This window comes from Pedobacter sp. AC212, assembly GCF_979258625.1.
Map to the genome: position 1 here is coordinate 4,417,245 of NZ_OZ409870.1, position 16,853 is coordinate 4,434,097.

Annotated in this window: 17 protein-coding genes and 2 tRNA genes; 9 read left to right on the forward strand and 10 right to left on the reverse strand. The window is 37.8% G+C overall.

Annotation, left to right across the window (positions count from 1 at the left end; all coding sequences use genetic code 11):
• Positions 1-29: 29 nt before the first annotated feature.
• A complete protein-coding gene (locus ACZZZC_RS18920) occupies positions 30-2,150 on the reverse strand; it encodes a bifunctional aldolase/short-chain dehydrogenase (RefSeq protein ID WP_463483563.1) in 2,121 nt (706 codons plus the stop codon).
• Positions 2,151-2,175: 25 nt separating this feature from the next.
• Positions 2,176-3,270 carry an L-rhamnose/proton symporter RhaT gene (rhaT, locus tag ACZZZC_RS18925; protein WP_463483564.1) on the reverse strand — a complete coding sequence of 365 codons (1,095 nt, stop codon included), beginning with the start codon at positions 3,268-3,270 and terminating at the stop codon, positions 2,176-2,178.
• Between the two features lie 380 nt (positions 3,271-3,650).
• Here rhaT and ACZZZC_RS18930 point away from each other — a divergent pair, with 380 nt between their 5' ends.
• Positions 3,651-4,370, forward strand: coding sequence for an SDR family NAD(P)-dependent oxidoreductase (locus ACZZZC_RS18930; RefSeq protein ID WP_463483565.1), 720 nt, complete (start codon positions 3,651-3,653; stop codon positions 4,368-4,370).
• Here ACZZZC_RS18930 and ACZZZC_RS18935 read toward each other — a convergent pair.
• The 5 genes from ACZZZC_RS18935 to ACZZZC_RS18955 form a co-directional block, all read right to left on the reverse strand.
• Positions 4,367-5,230, reverse strand: a complete 864-nt coding sequence (locus ACZZZC_RS18935) for an alpha/beta fold hydrolase (protein WP_463487905.1) — start codon at positions 5,228-5,230, stop codon at positions 4,367-4,369. The genes ACZZZC_RS18930 and ACZZZC_RS18935 overlap by 4 nt on opposite strands.
• 10 nt (positions 5,231-5,240) lie before the next feature.
• Positions 5,241-5,708 carry a pyrophosphohydrolase domain-containing protein gene (locus ACZZZC_RS18940; protein WP_463483567.1) on the reverse strand — a complete coding sequence of 156 codons (468 nt, stop codon included), beginning with the start codon at positions 5,706-5,708 and terminating at the stop codon, positions 5,241-5,243.
• A gap of 159 nt (positions 5,709-5,867) precedes the next feature.
• A complete protein-coding gene (locus ACZZZC_RS18945; RefSeq protein WP_463483568.1) occupies positions 5,868-6,587 on the reverse strand; it encodes a LytR/AlgR family response regulator transcription factor in 720 nt (239 codons plus the stop codon).
• Positions 6,588-6,637: 50 nt separating this feature from the next.
• Entirely contained in the window at positions 6,638-7,645 is a 1,008-nt protein-coding gene (locus ACZZZC_RS18950) for a sensor histidine kinase (RefSeq protein WP_463483569.1), read from the reverse strand.
• 92 nt (positions 7,646-7,737) lie between these two features.
• A complete protein-coding gene (locus tag ACZZZC_RS18955) occupies positions 7,738-8,220 on the reverse strand; it encodes a GNAT family N-acetyltransferase (protein ID WP_463483570.1) in 483 nt (160 codons plus the stop codon).
• A gap of 96 nt (positions 8,221-8,316) precedes the next feature.
• Here ACZZZC_RS18955 and ACZZZC_RS18960 point away from each other — a divergent pair, with 96 nt between their 5' ends.
• From ACZZZC_RS18960 to ACZZZC_RS18975, 4 genes are all read left to right on the forward strand, one after another.
• Positions 8,317-8,733 (forward strand): hypothetical protein, encoded by a 417-nt coding sequence (locus ACZZZC_RS18960; RefSeq protein WP_463483571.1) that lies wholly within the window; start codon positions 8,317-8,319, stop codon positions 8,731-8,733.
• Between the two features lie 64 nt (positions 8,734-8,797).
• A complete protein-coding gene (locus tag ACZZZC_RS18965; protein WP_463483572.1) occupies positions 8,798-9,400 on the forward strand; it encodes a hypothetical protein in 603 nt (200 codons plus the stop codon).
• A 184-nt stretch (positions 9,401-9,584) separates the two neighbouring features.
• On the forward strand, positions 9,585-9,941 hold the full coding sequence (locus ACZZZC_RS18970) for a DUF1801 domain-containing protein (RefSeq protein ID WP_463483573.1): 357 nt from the start codon (positions 9,585-9,587) through the stop codon (positions 9,939-9,941).
• 16 nt (positions 9,942-9,957) lie between these two features.
• Positions 9,958-10,383: an SRPBCC domain-containing protein gene (locus tag ACZZZC_RS18975; RefSeq protein WP_463487906.1), complete on the forward strand. Its 426-nt coding sequence runs from the start codon at positions 9,958-9,960 to the stop codon at positions 10,381-10,383.
• Positions 10,384-10,447: 64 nt separating this feature from the next.
• Here the strand turns inward: ACZZZC_RS18975 and ACZZZC_RS18980 are convergent.
• Together ACZZZC_RS18980 and ACZZZC_RS18985 are read right to left on the reverse strand one after the other, a co-directional pair.
• Positions 10,448-10,520 (reverse strand) — tRNA-Phe (locus ACZZZC_RS18980).
• Between the two features lie 125 nt (positions 10,521-10,645).
• Positions 10,646-10,718, reverse strand: a tRNA-Phe gene (locus ACZZZC_RS18985).
• 259 nt (positions 10,719-10,977) lie between these two features.
• On the opposite strand from ACZZZC_RS18985, the gene ACZZZC_RS18990 reads away from it, so the two are divergent.
• Both ACZZZC_RS18990 and ACZZZC_RS18995 read left to right on the forward strand, forming a co-directional pair.
• On the forward strand, positions 10,978-12,273 hold the full coding sequence (locus ACZZZC_RS18990) for a 4Fe-4S dicluster domain-containing protein (protein WP_463483575.1): 1,296 nt from the start codon (positions 10,978-10,980) through the stop codon (positions 12,271-12,273).
• Positions 12,274-12,374: 101 nt separating this feature from the next.
• Complete coding sequence (locus ACZZZC_RS18995) at positions 12,375-13,163, forward strand: (Fe-S)-binding protein (RefSeq protein ID WP_463483576.1); 789 nt, start codon at positions 12,375-12,377, stop codon at positions 13,161-13,163.
• 108 nt (positions 13,164-13,271) lie between these two features.
• On the opposite strand, the gene ACZZZC_RS19000 is transcribed toward ACZZZC_RS18995, so the two are convergent.
• Positions 13,272-13,742: a hypothetical protein gene (locus tag ACZZZC_RS19000; RefSeq protein ID WP_463483577.1), complete on the reverse strand. Its 471-nt coding sequence runs from the start codon at positions 13,740-13,742 to the stop codon at positions 13,272-13,274.
• Between the two features lie 50 nt (positions 13,743-13,792).
• On the opposite strand from ACZZZC_RS19000, the gene ACZZZC_RS19005 reads away from it, so the two are divergent.
• The gene (locus tag ACZZZC_RS19005) at positions 13,793-14,272 is read left to right on the forward strand and encodes an ABC transporter ATPase (protein WP_463483578.1); all 480 of its coding nucleotides are present in this window, start codon (positions 13,793-13,795) and stop codon (positions 14,270-14,272) included.
• A 125-nt stretch (positions 14,273-14,397) separates the two neighbouring features.
• Complete coding sequence (locus tag ACZZZC_RS19010; protein ID WP_463483579.1) at positions 14,398-16,809, forward strand: AsmA family protein; 2,412 nt, start codon at positions 14,398-14,400, stop codon at positions 16,807-16,809.
• Positions 16,810-16,853: the final 44 nt, after the last annotated feature.

The window sequence follows — 16,853 nt, forward strand, 5'->3', positions numbered from 1 at the left end:
CTTCATACCTCGCAATGACGGCGTCTTTTTTATCTGGCAAAAGCCATTGCTACGCCACCATCAACATTTAACATGTTGCCGGTAGATTTGCTTAACAAGCCACCTACAAAGGCGAAACATGCATTTGCAATATCATCAGGTAAAATAATCTGGTTAAGCAATGTACGTTTTGCGTAATATGCAGGCAGTTCGGCAACAGTAATTCCGTAGGCTTTTGCTCTGCCTTCAGCCCATCCGCCAGCCCAGATATTACTATCGCTAATTACGGCATCAGGATTAACCACATTCACACGAATGTTATCAGCACCCAACTCAGCAGCATTTAACCTGCTTAAATGCAATTGCGCCGCTTTCGCACTTCCATAACCTGCATTGTTTGGTCCGCTTACCAATGAGTTTTTGCTTACAATATTGATGATATCGCCACCTATATCCTGCTTTTGCATGGTTTTGGTAGCTGCTTGAGTAATAAAGAACTGCCCTTTAACTAATACATCGTACAATAAATCCCAATCTTTTTCAGTGTGATCGCCGATTGTTTTAGAAATGGATAAACCTGCATTGTTCACTACAATATCGATACCTCCAAAAGCCAAAGCCGCAGCAGCAAATGCACCATCAATATCTTCCTGACTGGTTACGTTTAGAACCGCAGTACTGTATGAATCTTTTCCGAATTGTTTTTCGAAATCAGCACCGGCTTCTGCCAAACGCTCGGCATTCATGTCATTCAAAATCACAACGCCACCTTCAGCAACGAATTTTTTTGCAATTGCTTTTCCAATACCACCAGCGCTACCGGTAATCAAAGCGATTTTTCCAGTTAAGGGCTTTGGCTTCGGCATGCGTTGCAATTTCGCTTCTTCTAACAACCAATATTCGATGTTAAAAGCTTCCTGATGTGGCAGTGAAGTATATTCTGAAATGGCTTCAGCGCCTTTCATTACATTAATGGCATTGATATAAAATTCGGCAGCTACCCTTGCAGTTTGCTTATCTTTCGAAAAAGTAAACATCCCGATTCCAGGATATAAGATTACCACCGGGTTAGTGTCTCTAATTGCAGGACTGTTATCATGTTTACAAGTTTCATAATAATCAGTATACATTGCCCGATATGCTTCAAAAGCTGGCAAAAGCAATTCTTTTACCGCTTTGGTATCCGATAAATCTGCATCGGTTTTTAAATCCAAAACCAGCGGACTAATTTTCGTTCTCAAAAAATGGTCTGGACAACTTGTTCCCATTGGTGCCAAACGAGAAAGATCATTAGAATTGGTGAACTCTAACACACGAACGTCATCAGTGAAATGACCAATCATATGTTGTTTTGATGAACACAATCCACGTAAAATCGGCGCTAAACTAGCAGCTTGTTTTTTACGGCTTTCTGCATCAGCACTTTCTATTTTTTGTCCGCCAAATACCGGACCTTTTTTGCCATAATTTTGCGCCAGGTATTCTGAACAAATTTCGATTACATCAAGAGTGTTCAGGTAACTTTCGTAGGCAGTATCTCCCCAGGTAAATAAACCATGAGAACCCAACATAATTCCGCGGATGCCTGGGTTTTCATCTAAACATTTTTTCAGTGTCAATCCCAGTTCAAAACCAGGTTTTTTCCACTCTACCCATCCAATTGTGCCACCGAAAAGTTCTTCGGTAATTTTCTTTCCATCCTTTGCTGCCGCTATCGCGATAGCTGCATCCGGATGCAAGTGATCGATGTGTGCAAAAGGCAAAAAGCCGTGCAACGGAGTATCAATTGATGGTGCTTTTGAGCTTAAATCGAAAATGCAGTGATTGAACAATTCAACCATTTCATCTTCATGCTCCACACCACGGTAAATATTTTTCAAACTACGCAAGCGGTCAACATAAAGCGCTGCTAATCCACTTTTTTTCAAAGTGCCCAAATCGCCACCAGAACCTTTTACCCACATTACTTCGGTTTCCGAACCTGTTAGCGGATCTTTTTCCATCAATTTACATGATGTATTTCCACCACCATAGTTGGTTAAGCGCAAATCGGCACCTAATAAATTTGAACGGTAAATTAGTAAAGCTACTTCATCGCCTGCTAGTTTTGCGGCTTCCTCTTCATTCCACAAATAGCTTACGTGTTTATAATTTTTCGTTTCGATCGACATTATCGTATTTTTTATTTTTTGTGATTTATCCTTTAAGTGAATTACCGTAACCTACAATTAGCACGGAAACAATGATGGTGATGATCCCAGCCAACACCGTAATGAATGTTTTTCTGGATACGCCTTTCCATTCTTTTAACACCAAGCCCCAAACGTTGGCAATTAAGATGATGAAAGCCATGTGTAATATCCATGAACTTGCGCCGTTGCCCATTTTGCTCTCTCCCATTCCATAAAAAAAGAATTGTAGAAACCACGTGGTACCTGCAAGCGCTGAAAATATATAGTTTTTTAAGAGCGGTGTTTTTGCGTTGGTATAATCGCCGAATGTTTTATTTCTGGCGTTCAAAATCATACACCAAATGAAGTTGGTAGTTAAACCACCCCAAAGTACAATGATGTAAGTTACATTGTTGGAGAAAAGAAAATTACCGGTTTCTGATGGGTTTGCTGCTTTCCAGATAGAATTTGCGGCATCAGCCATTGGCTTACCGGCTTCGATACCGAAATTGAAACAAGCACTTAAAACACCTGAGACGATACCAACGAATAAACCTAAACCGAATTTAAACTCCGTTTTTACTTCCAAACCATGTGGATCGGTAACACCTGTGTTGATTTCTTTTTCCTTCATCATTCCGGCTTTACCGCAAATCACGATTCCAAGTACACAAACGATTAGCCCGAGCAATACCATTCGGCCCCAATCGGTTTGCAAAAACATAGTGAAAGTATCTTTGCCTTCCTGTGGAAAAACATCGAAATAAATAGAAGGCAAAATTGAACCGAGCACCATGCAAAGCCCAAGAATAATACTGCTACCCAATGAAACGCCAAGGTAACGAACACCCAGGCCATAAGTTAAACCTCCAATGCCCCAAAGAACGCCAAAGAAATAAGCCAGTGCTAAAGTTTTTCCTTCCGCAGTGGCAATAATATCAGTAAAGTTCGGAATGGTTAAATAAGCTGCTAAAGGCGGAACAATTAGCCAGGAAAAAATGCCGCCAACTATCCAGTAGCTTTCCCAGGCCCAACCTTTTACCTTTTTATATGGTATGTAAAAACTCCCGGACGCGAAACCGCCGATGAAATGAAAAATAACGCCTAAAAATGCCTGCATGCTCTAATTTTAAATATTTGGTTGGTCTAAAATAGAAAATAAGGATACCTCTACTGTTATGCACTGTCATGTTAATTGCTCAAAATTCGAACCGGACCGATTAAACCGGAGGGCGACAATCCATCGCTTATTCGGGTAAACTTACGACGGTTAATGGCGCTGATTTGCAATAGTATCTGTAGCAACTTATTTGTTACTGCGTATTCGAAGTGAAATTTCCCTATTCCCACTTCAAAAGTTCTATTCCAGGAAATTTGATTACCTTGTTTACGTAATTTACTTTATCCACATCTGTGAAGATTTTTAGCGCATAGCCTCTCCGTTGTGCTATAATATTCGGACTACAAAAACTAAAATGGCGTTTTTGAAGTATAGCTATCATGGATTTCAATAATAAGAATATTTTAGTGGTTGGAGGAAGCTCGGGAATTGGCTTGGCGTTGGTAAAAAGCCTGACAGAAAAAGGGGCAACAGTTTATACCGCTTCAAGAACAATAAGCGAGGAATGGCCAGCTGGCGTTAAACACCAGGAATTAGACGTTTTGCAAGACGTAAATGCATTAGCTGATTTTTTACCTGAAACATTGCATGGCCTGGTGTATTCTGTAGGAAGCATTACTTTAAAACCTTTTGGTAGGGTTTCGGAAGATGATTTTTTGAATGACTACCGCCTAAACGTGATTGGAGCCGCTAAAGTAATTCAGCAAGCATTCAAAAATCTGAAAGCAGCCAATTCTGCTTCAATAGTTTTGATAAGTTCGGTTGCGGCAACAACCGGGATGGGATTTCACAGCAGTATTTCGAGTGCGAAAGCAGGTATTGAAGGTTTAACAAAATCTTTAGCAGCAGAATTTTCGGCTGTAAACATTCGGGTAAATGCAGTAGCACCATCACTTACCGATACGCGTTTATCAGCTGGCTTATTAAACACTGATGACAAAAAAACAGCATCGGCAAAAAGACATCCACTTGGAAAATATGGGCAACCAGAAGATATTGCTGCAGCAATTTCATTTTTATTAAACGATGAAAGCAACTGGATAACTGGTCAGATTATTAATATTGATGGCGGCATGGGTAACCTCCGAACCAACCTTTAATTTATTCTCGCCATAATTTCTCCAACTATTAATGAAATTACCTCCGGCGATTTAATAATTTTGAAATGACCGATGTCCTCAAATTTAATTGCTGTGATCTCTTTGTTCTGCGCTAAAAAATCCTGCAGATAAGGGTAAAGTGAGATGTGATCTTCTGGATCGAAAATTACTAAATGCTTAATCGACGGATCCAAATGATACAGATTTAACAGATTGAAATGGTCTGCGGGGATTTTCACTTCAAGCTCAAAATTGCTAAAGAAAATATCCTGATCTGCTTGATTCACACCTATAGATTCCAGGCTCTGCACAAAATTTTCTTTCAGTTTAATTAAGGGAGCAATGCTCATTAACAGTGTTGGTTGAATGGCTAAATCTTGCAGCGCCAAAATGTTGGCCATAGCACCCAGAGAGTGGCCAATCACGAAATCGACAACTTCATATTTTTCTATAATCGCCTTAACCGAATTTTTATAAAGTATGAGGTTAGAAAGTTCTGAAACCGAACCTCCGTTTCCAGGGGCATCGAAAGCGATTATTTCTACATCTTCCAATTTGCGGAGCTCCATAATAAGCTCGTAAAAATCGAGTGCTTTAGAAGCCCAACCGTGAGTAAGCAATATTTTGGTCTTGCCATCGCCCCAGCTAAAACAGTTAATCGCAATGTCGCTTGCCGTAAAGTATTCGTCGTAAACAGATAGGTTAAACTTTTTCGCTTCGGCAATAAGCTGCTGCTGATGTAATCGGAGCGGCATTTTTGGAGAGTAAAGCACAAATTTACGAATCAGTGCATCTCGATTTTCTCCTGGTTCAACAACCGATGTTTTAATATCTGCAACTATCTGTTTTAGTATCTTCAATGTTCAGATGTTATACCAGGTGTGATTTTAAATCAGCTGGAGAGTAATTGATAGACTTTAAAGTTTTATCATCTGCTTTTCTAAAAACTAAAAACAAACCATCAACTTCTTTGTAATAGGATTCTGTTTGATCTTTATCGAGGTAATGTTTGATGGTCAGTTCTGCTTCTTCGACAGTTTTACAAGCTTTGCTCATGTTGGATCGATGCACTTCATCAAACAGTGTTTTAAACTTTCCACCTAAACCGAATTCATGAATGGCTCCAGCCAAAACATATTGCAAATCGCATAATGCATCGGCAACCTCTACCAAATCATCATTCTCAATAGCTTCCTGCAATTCTTTTAATTCTTCGGCCAGAAGCGCAACACGCAGGTTTGCCCTTTGTTTAGCAGGAATAACAGGTGATTCTAAGATTGGATGTTTAAACGTAGTATGAAATTCAGCAACTTGATTTAGCGAATTGGTTTCTTGCATTTTTGTTCGATTTAGTATCGGCAAACTTAACAAATATTGTTCGATTCTTAAATGGACTGTTATCAAGCTAGCTAGTCAATTGCGCACGTTATCAACACACATTAGCTAGCTATTTATCTTTAGAAAATTCGCGGTCAATTATTTATCCAAGGTCCAATTCTACTTTCGATCCTTTATAATTTTAAAAAATTCTTCTTTGTAAGTGTCACCAATCGGAATCGATTGATCATTGATGTAAATTGTATTTCCATCAATCATTTTAATTTTCTCCAAAGAAATGATGTACGATTTATGTACCCGATAAAATGGCGGCTTTGGCAAATCAACCTCCAATTCCCTGAGGGCCTGATAAGTAATGATTCTTTGTGTAGCGGTGTAAACCGACACATAATTCTTCAAGCCTTCTATATATAAAATATCATCATAGTTCACTTTGATAAATTTATTTTTCGTGTCGCCCTTAATAAAAACAAAATCGTTTCCACTTGTTTGCGATGGGGTATTAATGACTTCATACTGCGAAGGCGAAATAATTTGTTGCGCTTTTATCGCCGCTTTATAAAAACGTTCATAAGATATTGGTTTCAGCAGATAATCCACAACATCCAAATCAAAACCATCTAATGCATACTCAGGATAGGCAGTGGTTAAAATTACCTTACATTTTCCACCACAAATTTTTAAAAACTGTATACCTGTTAGTTCTGGCATTTGGATATCCAGAAAAACAAGATCAACCTTGCCTTCCTGAACTAAACTTAGTGCCTCAAACGGATTAGTTGTGGTTCCTACCAATTCTAAAAATGGCGTTTTAGAAATGAAGGTTGCAATAATATCTGATGCGTAAGATTCGTCATCAACAGCTAAACAGCGGATCATAAGTAAATTTAGTTACGAGTAAAATAAATATAAGTTGTGAGTTGATGCATTTAAATATTCAGTATCAAAGTAGTTTTATAAGTATTCCCATTATTCGATACCAGCAATTCATGCTGATCAGGATATATTAAATCCAATCGCCTTTGAATATTAACCAATCCCACACCGCTCGAATGATCTTTCTGCCCGCGGTTTATTTTATTGCTCACTTCAAAACTCAATCGTTTAGCCTGTACTTTTAGTTTAATACGGACTGGATGCTGCTCATCATTCAAAACGCCATGCTTAAAAGCATTTTCTACAAAAGGAATTAACATTAAAGCGGCTAACTTTTGATCTGCTATGCCTTCAGTAATAAAACTCACATAGAATTTAGGCTCAAAACGCATTCTAAAAAGCTCGATATAACTTTCCAGATATTCAACCTCTTTATTTAGCGTCACCTTACCATCAACACTTTCATTTAAAGTATAACGCATCAAATCTGAAAGACGCAAAACCGCATTTGCAAGTTGATCAGAAACCGGGATAGCCAGCGAATAAACGTAATTTAAAGTGTTGTAAAGAAAATGTGGGTTAATCTGCGATTTTAAAAAAGCCAATTCCGATTTAACCACCTCTGCTTTCAGCTTCCGATTGGTAATTTCGGTTTTAAAGTTTTGTTCCACGCTGTAAACGGCTGCGGGCATAACCAAAAATGCCAGACTGTAATAAATATTATCTGCAATATATTTTGATATTGGTGTATCATCTGTATAGTTTTGCATATCAAACCAATGCTTGTACAAAACCTGCTCAATGAGGTATCGCGAAGCAATAAAAACAGCAATGGTAAAAAACATCGCTCCAATAAGCTGAGGGATTTTATCTCTTTTTAAAAAATTTGGATACACCCATAAATAACAAATGTAGAATTCGACTATTTGAATAAAGTTCATCGAAATATCAAATGCCGATTGCCTCAAGGTTACCCCTTTTATCAGCGCCCCACCATACAGATAGGCCAATACCACTAGCCAGCAAACAATGTGTATGATTACGATTCTTGTCCTTTTCATAAATAAAAGTAGTTTAACGCTGATCAGTGATAAACTTTGTTATGCCAACAGGCTGAAAAATTATCCCAACTGGCTATTTGAGGATAATTTTATCAAAGTACAAGTAGCATCCAAACGTTGCAAGCAAAGTGGCCAGAATTGCCTAAAGGTGCTGATAAATACTTGAAGCCAGTTTTTTCATACATCGAAATGGCGGTTGTTAATTCCGGAAACGACTCCAGGTAAATTTCATTGTAGCCGAAATGTTGAGCAGATTCTATACTTTTCTGCATCAATGTCTTCCCTACGCCTTTACCCCTTGCTTCAGCCGATGCATAAAGTTTCACCAGCTCTACACAACCTTCTGGCAAACCAGCGGTGGGATAAATGCCACAGCCACCCAGCAATTGTCCATCTTCTTCAGCAACCCAGTAAACAGATTGCGCTGCAGTAAAAACTGCTGATAAATGGTCAGTTGTTGGATCAGTATAAACCGTACCCGGCTTATCTATTTTAAACTCTCTTAATATTTTTCTAATTAAATCTGCAAGCGATTCGTCGTCTCGCTCTTCTATTTTTCGGTATATAATCGCCATAGCTTTTTCTCAAAGGTAGAAATAGCAGACTAAAGCATTGAAGAAATTTGAAACAAAATTGCGCTCGAATTCATTTAATAAAGAAAAGATACTACCATGGAAAACGAAAAAGATAAAACAACAGAAGAAAATACAAATATACAACCGAAACCGACAGATGATGTTCAAATGGATATTGAAACAGTTGTTCCTTCGGCCCATAAAGAAGAAGTCGATCCATCAAAGCCAGTAGATGAAAATACTAATGGGGCGCAAGAACAGCCTAAAGACACCGAAGATACAGCTCAAAAAAGTGATGAAGTAGCGCAAACTGGATCGGAAAGTAAAGCACCAGAAAGTGAAGGATTACCAGTAACTGAAGGTGAAAAGGGCGCAGAAACCGCTGATCAAAACGAACATTCTACCAAGGAAGAAATTAGCGAAAACGAAGAGGCTACAGATGAGGCAACTGAAAAACAAGATGATAGCAACCCGGATGATAAACGTGATGACATTGAAACGGTAAGTCCGTAATGCTATTTTAGTTAAAGAAATGTTGTTCCTGAAATAGTTTGCCTAAATTGGCGTTATGATTAACATGAAAAACACACTATTGCTTTGCCTGGTAACTATTACCCTTTTTAGTTGCGGAATAAACAGGCAGGCGCAACAAATAAAGGCGCTGGAAGACTGTACTTATAAAATAACAAATATTCAGCAGATTACCATTGCCGGTACCGATGTTAAAAAATTAATTGATCAGCAAAGTTTTAATTTAACCAGCTTGCCTGGGGTGGCTTTGGGTTTATTAAGAAAAGATATTCCGTTAAAAGCAAATCTAAACTTGGAGATTACAAATCCATCAGCGAATTTGGCGGCAATTAACCAGTTTGAATATAAAATTTTAGTTAATAACACCGATTTGGCAGAAGGAATTGTGAACCAAAATGTGAGCATTGCGCAAGGACAAACCGTTACTGTACCTGTTCAATTGATCAGCAACATTTATGGTTTGGTTTCAAATGGAAATGTTTTCAATGATATTGTGAAGGCTGCTCAGAAAGGATCTTCTTCAAAAGATGAAAAGTTGGGATTATTAACTATAAAAATCAAACCGACTTTTATGCTTGGCAATACTCCAGTCAAATATCCTGGTTACATCACCATTAACAAAGATATTAGCAGCAAGATATTGCTTTAACCAAGAAACTCCCTTCAGATAATGAAGGGAGTTTTTTTATGTTATTTTTTATCAGAAAACAATTTTATTTCTGTTTATAAAATGGATGATTTAGGAAATTCTTAAATCACACCCGAAAAATGTCGCTATTACACCGCAACTTTAAATTTTGATGTTCTCATATTTAAATATTGCACTTTTAACGATGAACGATAAAATACAACAGTTGATTGATACACTTGATCATCCTTTAAAAAAGGAAATGGTTGAAGTGATCACGATTATACAAAATGCCAACCCTAAAATTGAAAGCAGTATAAAATGGGGCGGACCGAGTTTTAGCTTCAAAGGCGATATGGCAACGATAAATCCAAAAATCAAGACCTATGTGATTGTAATATTTCACAAAGCAGCACTTTTTAATGATGATTTTGGTTTTTTGGAAGAACAGACCAAAGGCAAAGCTTATGCTAAATTTTACAACATGGAAGACGTAGAAAAGCATAGTGATGGATTGAAAAAAGCTGTTAATGCCTGGGTAACATTGATGGAAAACGCCTAATCAAAATTGAGATAATATGGAAAAGATTGAATTCAAAACGGAAATTAATGCCAGTGCAGAAAAGGTATGGGATGTACTTTTTGGTAAGGATACCTATCCAAAATGGACTGTAGCCTTTGCAGAAAATTCTTCAGTAGAAACCGATTGGCAAAAAGGCAGCAAAGCAATATTTGGTGATGGAACGGGAAACGGAATGCTTGCGGTTATTGAAGACAATATCCCGAACAAATTTATGTCTATTAAACATTTAGGCGAAGTGAAAGAGGGTAAAGAAGAACTTAAAAACTGGGGAGAACCTTTAGAAAATTATTCGCTTAGCGAAAAAGACGGAAAAACAGAGCTGAAGATAGACATGGGTATAACAGACGAGTGGAAAGGCTATTTTGAGGAAACCTGGCCTAAAGCCTTACAAAAAGTTAAAGATTTGGCCGAAGGAAGCTAAATAGATCATATCGAAAAGTGATAAAAAACGAAAGCCTTTAGATGAAAATCTAAAGGCTTTTTTGTGGTGCCACCTGGATTCGAACCAGGGACACAAGGATTTTCAGTCCTTTGCTCTACCGACTGAGCTATGGCACCATTCGTTTAGGAATGCAAATGTAGTATTCTTTTCTTCAAATGCAACAACCCAATTTAATTTATTTCCCCATCGCAGAGAATCTTTTTATCAAAAAAGCCTGTCATCTCTGAAAGGCTTTTGGAAGTGGTGCCACCTGGATTCGAACCAGGGACACAAGGATTTTCAGTCCTTTGCTCTACCGACTGAGCTATGGCACCTCCTACATTAGGATAATTTACAATGAAATAACCCGTTTTGGAGGCACAAATGTAGTGTTCTTTTCCCAAAAGCAAAACTTTTTTATCATTATTTTAGTTGAACTCTGATAATCAATTAATTAAATTTTTAGCAGCCAAAAAACACATGAATGTATGGCTTAGAATGAATACAAACTAAAAATTTTCATACTTTTTTTATGCATGCATAGTAATTTATTTCGATTAATATCATAATTTAGCATAAACAATATAATATTGCATGGTGGCTCAGATCCTATTTCTAGTAATAACCCTTGCAGCAATTGCGCTGTTTACCTTTAATTTTCGCAAAATTATTCGCAATATCCGCTTAGGAAAATCTGTTGATAGAAGCGATCAGCCTCAAAAAAGGTTAATGACGATGCTTCGTGTTGCATTCGGCCAATCAAAAATGGTGGTGCGCCCTATCCCGGCATTCCTTCACTTTTTTGTCTACATTGGCTTCATCATCATCAACATTGAGGTGTTGGAAATCATGATTGATGGCCTTTTCGGAACGCATCGAATCTTCAATGGCTTAGGTGGTCTCTACAATTTTTTAATCGGCTCTTTTGAAATCTTGGCCTTAACGGTTTGGGTGTCCTGTGTTATTTTTCTTATTCGTAGAAATGTTTTAAAATTAAAGCGTTTCAAAGGTGTAGAGATGACCAATTGGCCCAAATCAGACGCAAACTATATTCTCATTGTAGAAATTTTACTAATGAGTGCTTTTCTCTTGATGAATGCAGCTGACGCAAAACTGCAAATACTGGGTGCCAATCATTATACAGTTGCCGGCTCTTTCCCTGTAAGCCAATATTTGATGAATTTGCTACCCTCAAATGAAAGCGCATTAATTATGATTGAACGTGGTTGCTGGTGGTTTCACATCATCGGTATTTTGGCTTTCTTAAATTATTTACCCTATTCAAAACACTTCCATATTTTATTTGCTTTCCCAAACACCTACTTTTCAAATTTAGAACCGAAAGGGGAATTTACCAATATGGCATCTGTTACAAACGAGGTAAAAGCCATGCTGGATCCTTCATTTGTTCCTGCAGAAACAGAGGCTGGTAAGTTTGGGGCAAAAGATGCTACAGATCTTACCTGGGTAAATTTGATGAACGCTTACACCTGTACTGAATGTGGGCGCTGCACATCGGTTTGCCCTGCAAACATCACGGGTAAGCTTTTATCGCCACGGAAAATTATGATGGATACCCGTGATCGAATTGAAGAAATCGGAAAAAACATGGAGAAAAATGGCCCTGAACATCAAGATGGAAAGGCTTTACTAGACGATTATATCACCAGGGAAGAAATTTGGGCATGCACCAGCTGTAATGCTTGCGTAGAGGCCTGCCCGGTAAATATCGATCCACTACAAATTATAACCGAATTGCGTCGATATGCAGTAATGGAAGAATCTCAGGCACCTGCAAGCATCAATGCCATGCTTGGCAATATCGAAAACAACCAGGCACCATGGAAATATTCTCCAGCAGATCGTTTTAATTGGGCAAATGAAAACTAGTTGTGAATTTGAAGTCATTAATCTAGCACTAAAACCAAATAAATTAACGTGATTGAAAATCAAGTCTTATTCCTTGATACTAAATACTAGCTACTAAGAAAATGGAATTTAAAGTACCTACAATGGCCGAATTAATGGCCGCTGGCGAAGAACCAGAAATATTATTTTGGGTGGGCTGCGCTGGGAGTTACGATGAGAGAGCACAAAAAATTACCCGCGATATTTGTAAAATTTTACATCATGTGGGGATCAAATATGCAGTTTTGGGCACCGAAGAAGGCTGCACAGGAGATCCGGCAAAGAGAGCAGGAAACGAATTTCTTTTCCAAATGCAGGCGATGACGAATATTGAGGTGCTGAATGCTTATAATATTAAAAAGATAGTAACAGGTTGCCCGCACTGTTTCAATACGATTAAAAATGAATATCCAGGTTTAGGTGGAACATACGAAGTTATTCACCACACCCAATTGATTCAGGATTTAATAAATGAAGGCAAACTAAAAGCTGAAGGCGGAGAAAGTTTCAAGGGCAAAAAAATAACGTATCACGATCCTTGTTATTTGGGCCGTGGAAATGGAATTTACGAAGCGCCGAGAAAAGCATTAGAAGTGTTAGATGCCCAACTGGTAGAAATGAAACGTTGCAAAAGCAATGGACTTTGTTGTGGAGCGGGTGGCGCACAAATGTTTAAAGAACCTGAAAAAGGCAAAAAAGACATTAATGTCGAACGCATTGATGAAGCATTGGAAACCAACCCACAGTTTATCGCAGCGGGATGCCCATTCTGTATGACAATGTTAAGTGATGGTGTAAAACTAAAAGATAAAGAACAAGAAGTTAAAGTGTTAGATATTGCGGAGATTACAGCAAGAGCTAACGGTCTCTAAACCCCTAAAGCAAACATCGCCTTGCGAACGTTTTATGCAAGGCGATTGCTGGAGATTTACTATTTCTTCCCAACAATAGACCTATCTCACTCGCTTTCAAAATCCCTCTCAGGGAGTTTTAGGGCTAATCTTCGTGAAATTTTCCCTGATTAGATTCAGTTCTTCCGGTTCAATATTTTTAAGTGGAATAATTACCTGAGTAGCCATCGAATCCACATCTCCACCCCTATCCTTATAAGTTTGAACGATTACGTCATCACCCTTTGTGCGTAAAAACAACTTACCCGAAGTCGCATTGCCGAGGTAATCCATATCCTTAAATTTTGCTAACTTGAAAGCAAAATATTCTGTTTTCCCATTGTTAAAATATCGCTTATAGCGGCAGAAACCATTGTTAGTAATGTTGAGTTCGTAGCGCTTTATCTGGTTACTTTCCTGACTAAAATCATAATGATCTGTTAGCGATTTTTGTAAATATCCCACGTATTGTTCAATAGACTCGGGATCGGAAAAAGCACAAAATAACGTACATAGCACTGAAACAAGCACTATTTTCAAGCCGATTGTAAACTTTTTCATGGGGATGACGTTTTAAACACACCAATTTAATTAAAATACTAAATTTGTATATGAGTTTTTCTCCACAATCAAGAGTTTGGGTTTACCAAAACAACCGCAAATTTACGGCTACTGAGCAAATTGAGATTTTAAGTAAGCTGGCTTCGTTTACCAACCAGTGGAAGGCGCATGGAAATGAATTGCTTGCTAAAGCTGAGGTTAGATACGGTTTTTTTATTATTCTAACTGTTGATGAGACGCAGGCGAATGTTACCGGTTGCTCTATTGACAGCTCCGTAAGATTAATAAAGGAAATTGAACAAGAATTCAATGTTGATCTTTTTAACCGGTTTAATATGGCCTACAAGGTTGGCGATGAAGTAATCGTAAACAGTAAAGAAGACTTTGAAACATTGGTTAACATTAAACAAATCACGCCAGATACTATTGTGTTTAATAACATGGTACAAACATTGGCCGAACTGGAAACTAAATGGGAAGTGCCATTTAAACAAAGTTGGCATTCAACGGTGTTTGCACATTTGCTATAGTTTTTTATTTTAAAAGAATAGGGAGCTAATCCTTTCACTTACACCTTTTAAGCCTATTTATTTTCAGTTAGGCTAAAACAATTATGCGTTAAAAAACATTATATTGCTTCAAACCAATCATGTTTATGAAACGCTGGCTCAAAATTTCTTTAGGTATTCTATCAGGGTTAATTATTTTGGTAATTATAACCTGGCTGGCTGCTGCATTTTACATCAGTAGAAATAAAAAGGAAGTTTTAAGTACGATATTGGCTCAGTTAAATAAAAACTTGAATGGCCAGATTACAGCTACAGGCATGGAGCCGACCTTGCTGAAAAGTTTTCCAGGTGTTTCTGTTTCTTTAAATGGCGTATTGCTACGCGATAGTTTATGGATTCAGCACCAGCATAATCTATTAAAAGCTCAGGATATTGATGTTTCGTTAAATGTACTTTCTTTAATTGTAGGGAATGTTAACATCAATCAGATCGCGATTAATGATGCATCCATCTATCTCTATACCGATTCGACAGGATATAGTAATACCAGCATCTTCAAGAAGAAAAAAGCAGTTGAAGATAAGGAATCAAAATCGCCAGATCTTGCCGTTAAAAAAATCGATTTCAATAGGGTTTCCCTCATTATTGATAACCAAAAAAGACATAAGCTCTTTAACTTTAACATCAACCAAATCCAGGGCAGAATGCAATATCCGGATAGTGGTTGGACTGGCAAAATTAAGCTCAAAACACAGGTAAATAGTTTTGCCTTCAATACCCGGAAAGGAAGTTTCTTGAAAGACAAATCGCTAGAAGGAACGCTTTCGGCACATTATAGCAGGGATATGGATGCCGTAATTCTTGATCCTGAAGTGTTGAAAATTGGCGGTCACCCATTCAAAATCGGTGCAAAAATAGAACTAGATAAATCAGCATTTGCCATTAGCATTGCCGTTGATGATATTTTATTTAAAGATGTGGCGATGTTGCTATCGCCCAATATTTCTTCGAAGTTGTTGAAGTTTGGCATTGAGAAACCTATTGATATCAGAGGAAATATCGTGGATGATGGATCCGGTAAATTTGGCGACCCTTTAATTAAAGTCGGGATTACCGTGAGAGACAATGTAATTTCGATTCCAGCAGGACAATTAACTTCGGCAAACTTCGATGGATCATTTACTAACCAGGATACTGTTGGTGGCATTATTGGGGATGAAAATTCGGCCATTAAATTTCACCGGTTAACGGCTAAGTATTATAATGCACCCCTAAAAATAGATACATTTACAGTGACCAATTTATCGCGGCCCATCGCTACAGGACTGGTTACTTCGCAGTTTCCGCTTACAAATCTGAATAATTCATTAGGTACACAAGATTTTGAATTTAAGCAAGGTACTGCAGATTTGCGCCTATATTGCAAAGCCGACATAGACAATTTTAGGTTTACGAAACCCGTGGTATCAGGAAAGATAAATATTGCAAATGCTGATATTCTATATATTCCTCGAAAACTTCACTTAGTAAAAAGTGCATTGAATATCAATTTCAATCAAAACGATTTATCTATCCAAAATGGCCGTTTTCAGCTGGGTAAAAGCATTTTAAATGTGAGTTGTAGCATCGAGAACTTTGCTAAACTTTACTATACCGATCCTGATAAAATTTTGGTGAACCTTAAAATGCACAGTCCACAACTGTATTTAAACGAGTTTCTTCCATTTTTAGGTCCACGTACCAAAAAGAAATCTGCGTCCAGCAACTCAATGAAAGCAGCATCTAAACAGTTAAGCAATGTTTTAGAACTTTCTAAAATGAACATGAACCTTCGGGTAGATAAAGCGATTTACGAAAAGTTTTTAGCCAAAAACCTAATTGCTGATATCTCGTTAAGAGGCGAAGGAATCTATTTTAATAAAATTAGTGTAGTTCATGCTGGTGGAACTCTTTCACTAAATGGAAATGTAATTCAGCAGCCAGGTTCAAATAGTTTCAAAATCAATTCAAAAGTTAGCCATGTAAGTGTGAAAGATTTTTTCTATTCCTTTGATAATTTCGGACAGAAAACGATCACGAATAAAAATCTGAAAGGCTATTTATCATCCACCGTAAATATTGCAGGGAAGATTTCTCATTCAGCCAAAATTCTACCCCGCTCAATAAATGGGAAAGTAGTTTTTAATTTAAGCAATGCAGCTCTCGTTAATTTCGAGCCTATGGTTAAAGTCGGAAAGTTTGCCTTTGCAAACAGAAACTTATCAAATGTTGAGATTAAAAATCTTGACGGCACTTTAAATATCCGTGGCGATAAAGTAGATATTAGCCCAATGCAGATCAACTCCAGCGCCATGAATTTTAACGTAAAAGGAATTTATGCTCTCGGCACTGGTACCAACGTAGAATTGGATATTCCACTTCGCAATCCTAAAGGCGATGAAAACTTAACCAGGCAGGAAAAACGTGAGGCCAGAATGAAAGGCATCGTATTACACTTAAAAGCGGTAGACGATGATAAAGGTGGAATAAAAATCAGATGGAACAAGGATCATGATTAGTCGTGAGTCTTCAGTCCTATTTCTTGGATTATAGACTGAAGACT

Coding starts and splice junctions, on each gene's coding strand:
- ACZZZC_RS19005 (WP_463483578.1), top strand. CDS start 13,793: ATGAGTTTTTCTCCACAATCAAGAGTTTGGGTTTACCAAAACAACCGC.
- ACZZZC_RS19000 (WP_463483577.1), bottom strand. CDS start 13,742: ATGAAAAAGTTTACAATCGGCTTGAAAATAGTGCTTGTTTCAGTGCTA.
- ACZZZC_RS18920 (WP_463483563.1), bottom strand. CDS start 2,150: ATGTCGATCGAAACGAAAAATTATAAACACGTAAGCTATTTGTGGAAT.
- ACZZZC_RS18950 (WP_463483569.1), bottom strand. CDS start 7,645: ATGAAAAGGACAAGAATCGTAATCATACACATTGTTTGCTGGCTAGTG.
- ACZZZC_RS18995 (WP_463483576.1), top strand. CDS start 12,375: ATGGAATTTAAAGTACCTACAATGGCCGAATTAATGGCCGCTGGCGAA.
- ACZZZC_RS18990 (WP_463483575.1), top strand. CDS start 10,978: ATGGTGGCTCAGATCCTATTTCTAGTAATAACCCTTGCAGCAATTGCG.
- ACZZZC_RS18945 (WP_463483568.1), bottom strand. CDS start 6,587: ATGATCCGCTGTTTAGCTGTTGATGACGAATCTTACGCATCAGATATT.
- ACZZZC_RS18955 (WP_463483570.1), bottom strand. CDS start 8,220: ATGGCGATTATATACCGAAAAATAGAAGAGCGAGACGACGAATCGCTT.
- ACZZZC_RS18975 (WP_463487906.1), top strand. CDS start 9,958: ATGGAAAAGATTGAATTCAAAACGGAAATTAATGCCAGTGCAGAAAAG.
- ACZZZC_RS18970 (WP_463483573.1), top strand. CDS start 9,585: ATGAACGATAAAATACAACAGTTGATTGATACACTTGATCATCCTTTA.
- ACZZZC_RS18940 (WP_463483567.1), bottom strand. CDS start 5,708: ATGCAAGAAACCAATTCGCTAAATCAAGTTGCTGAATTTCATACTACG.
- ACZZZC_RS19010 (WP_463483579.1), top strand. CDS start 14,398: ATGAAACGCTGGCTCAAAATTTCTTTAGGTATTCTATCAGGGTTAATT.
- rhaT (WP_463483564.1), bottom strand. CDS start 3,270: ATGCAGGCATTTTTAGGCGTTATTTTTCATTTCATCGGCGGTTTCGCG.
- ACZZZC_RS18930 (WP_463483565.1), top strand. CDS start 3,651: ATGGATTTCAATAATAAGAATATTTTAGTGGTTGGAGGAAGCTCGGGA.
- ACZZZC_RS18960 (WP_463483571.1), top strand. CDS start 8,317: ATGGAAAACGAAAAAGATAAAACAACAGAAGAAAATACAAATATACAA.
- ACZZZC_RS18965 (WP_463483572.1), top strand. CDS start 8,798: ATGAAAAACACACTATTGCTTTGCCTGGTAACTATTACCCTTTTTAGT.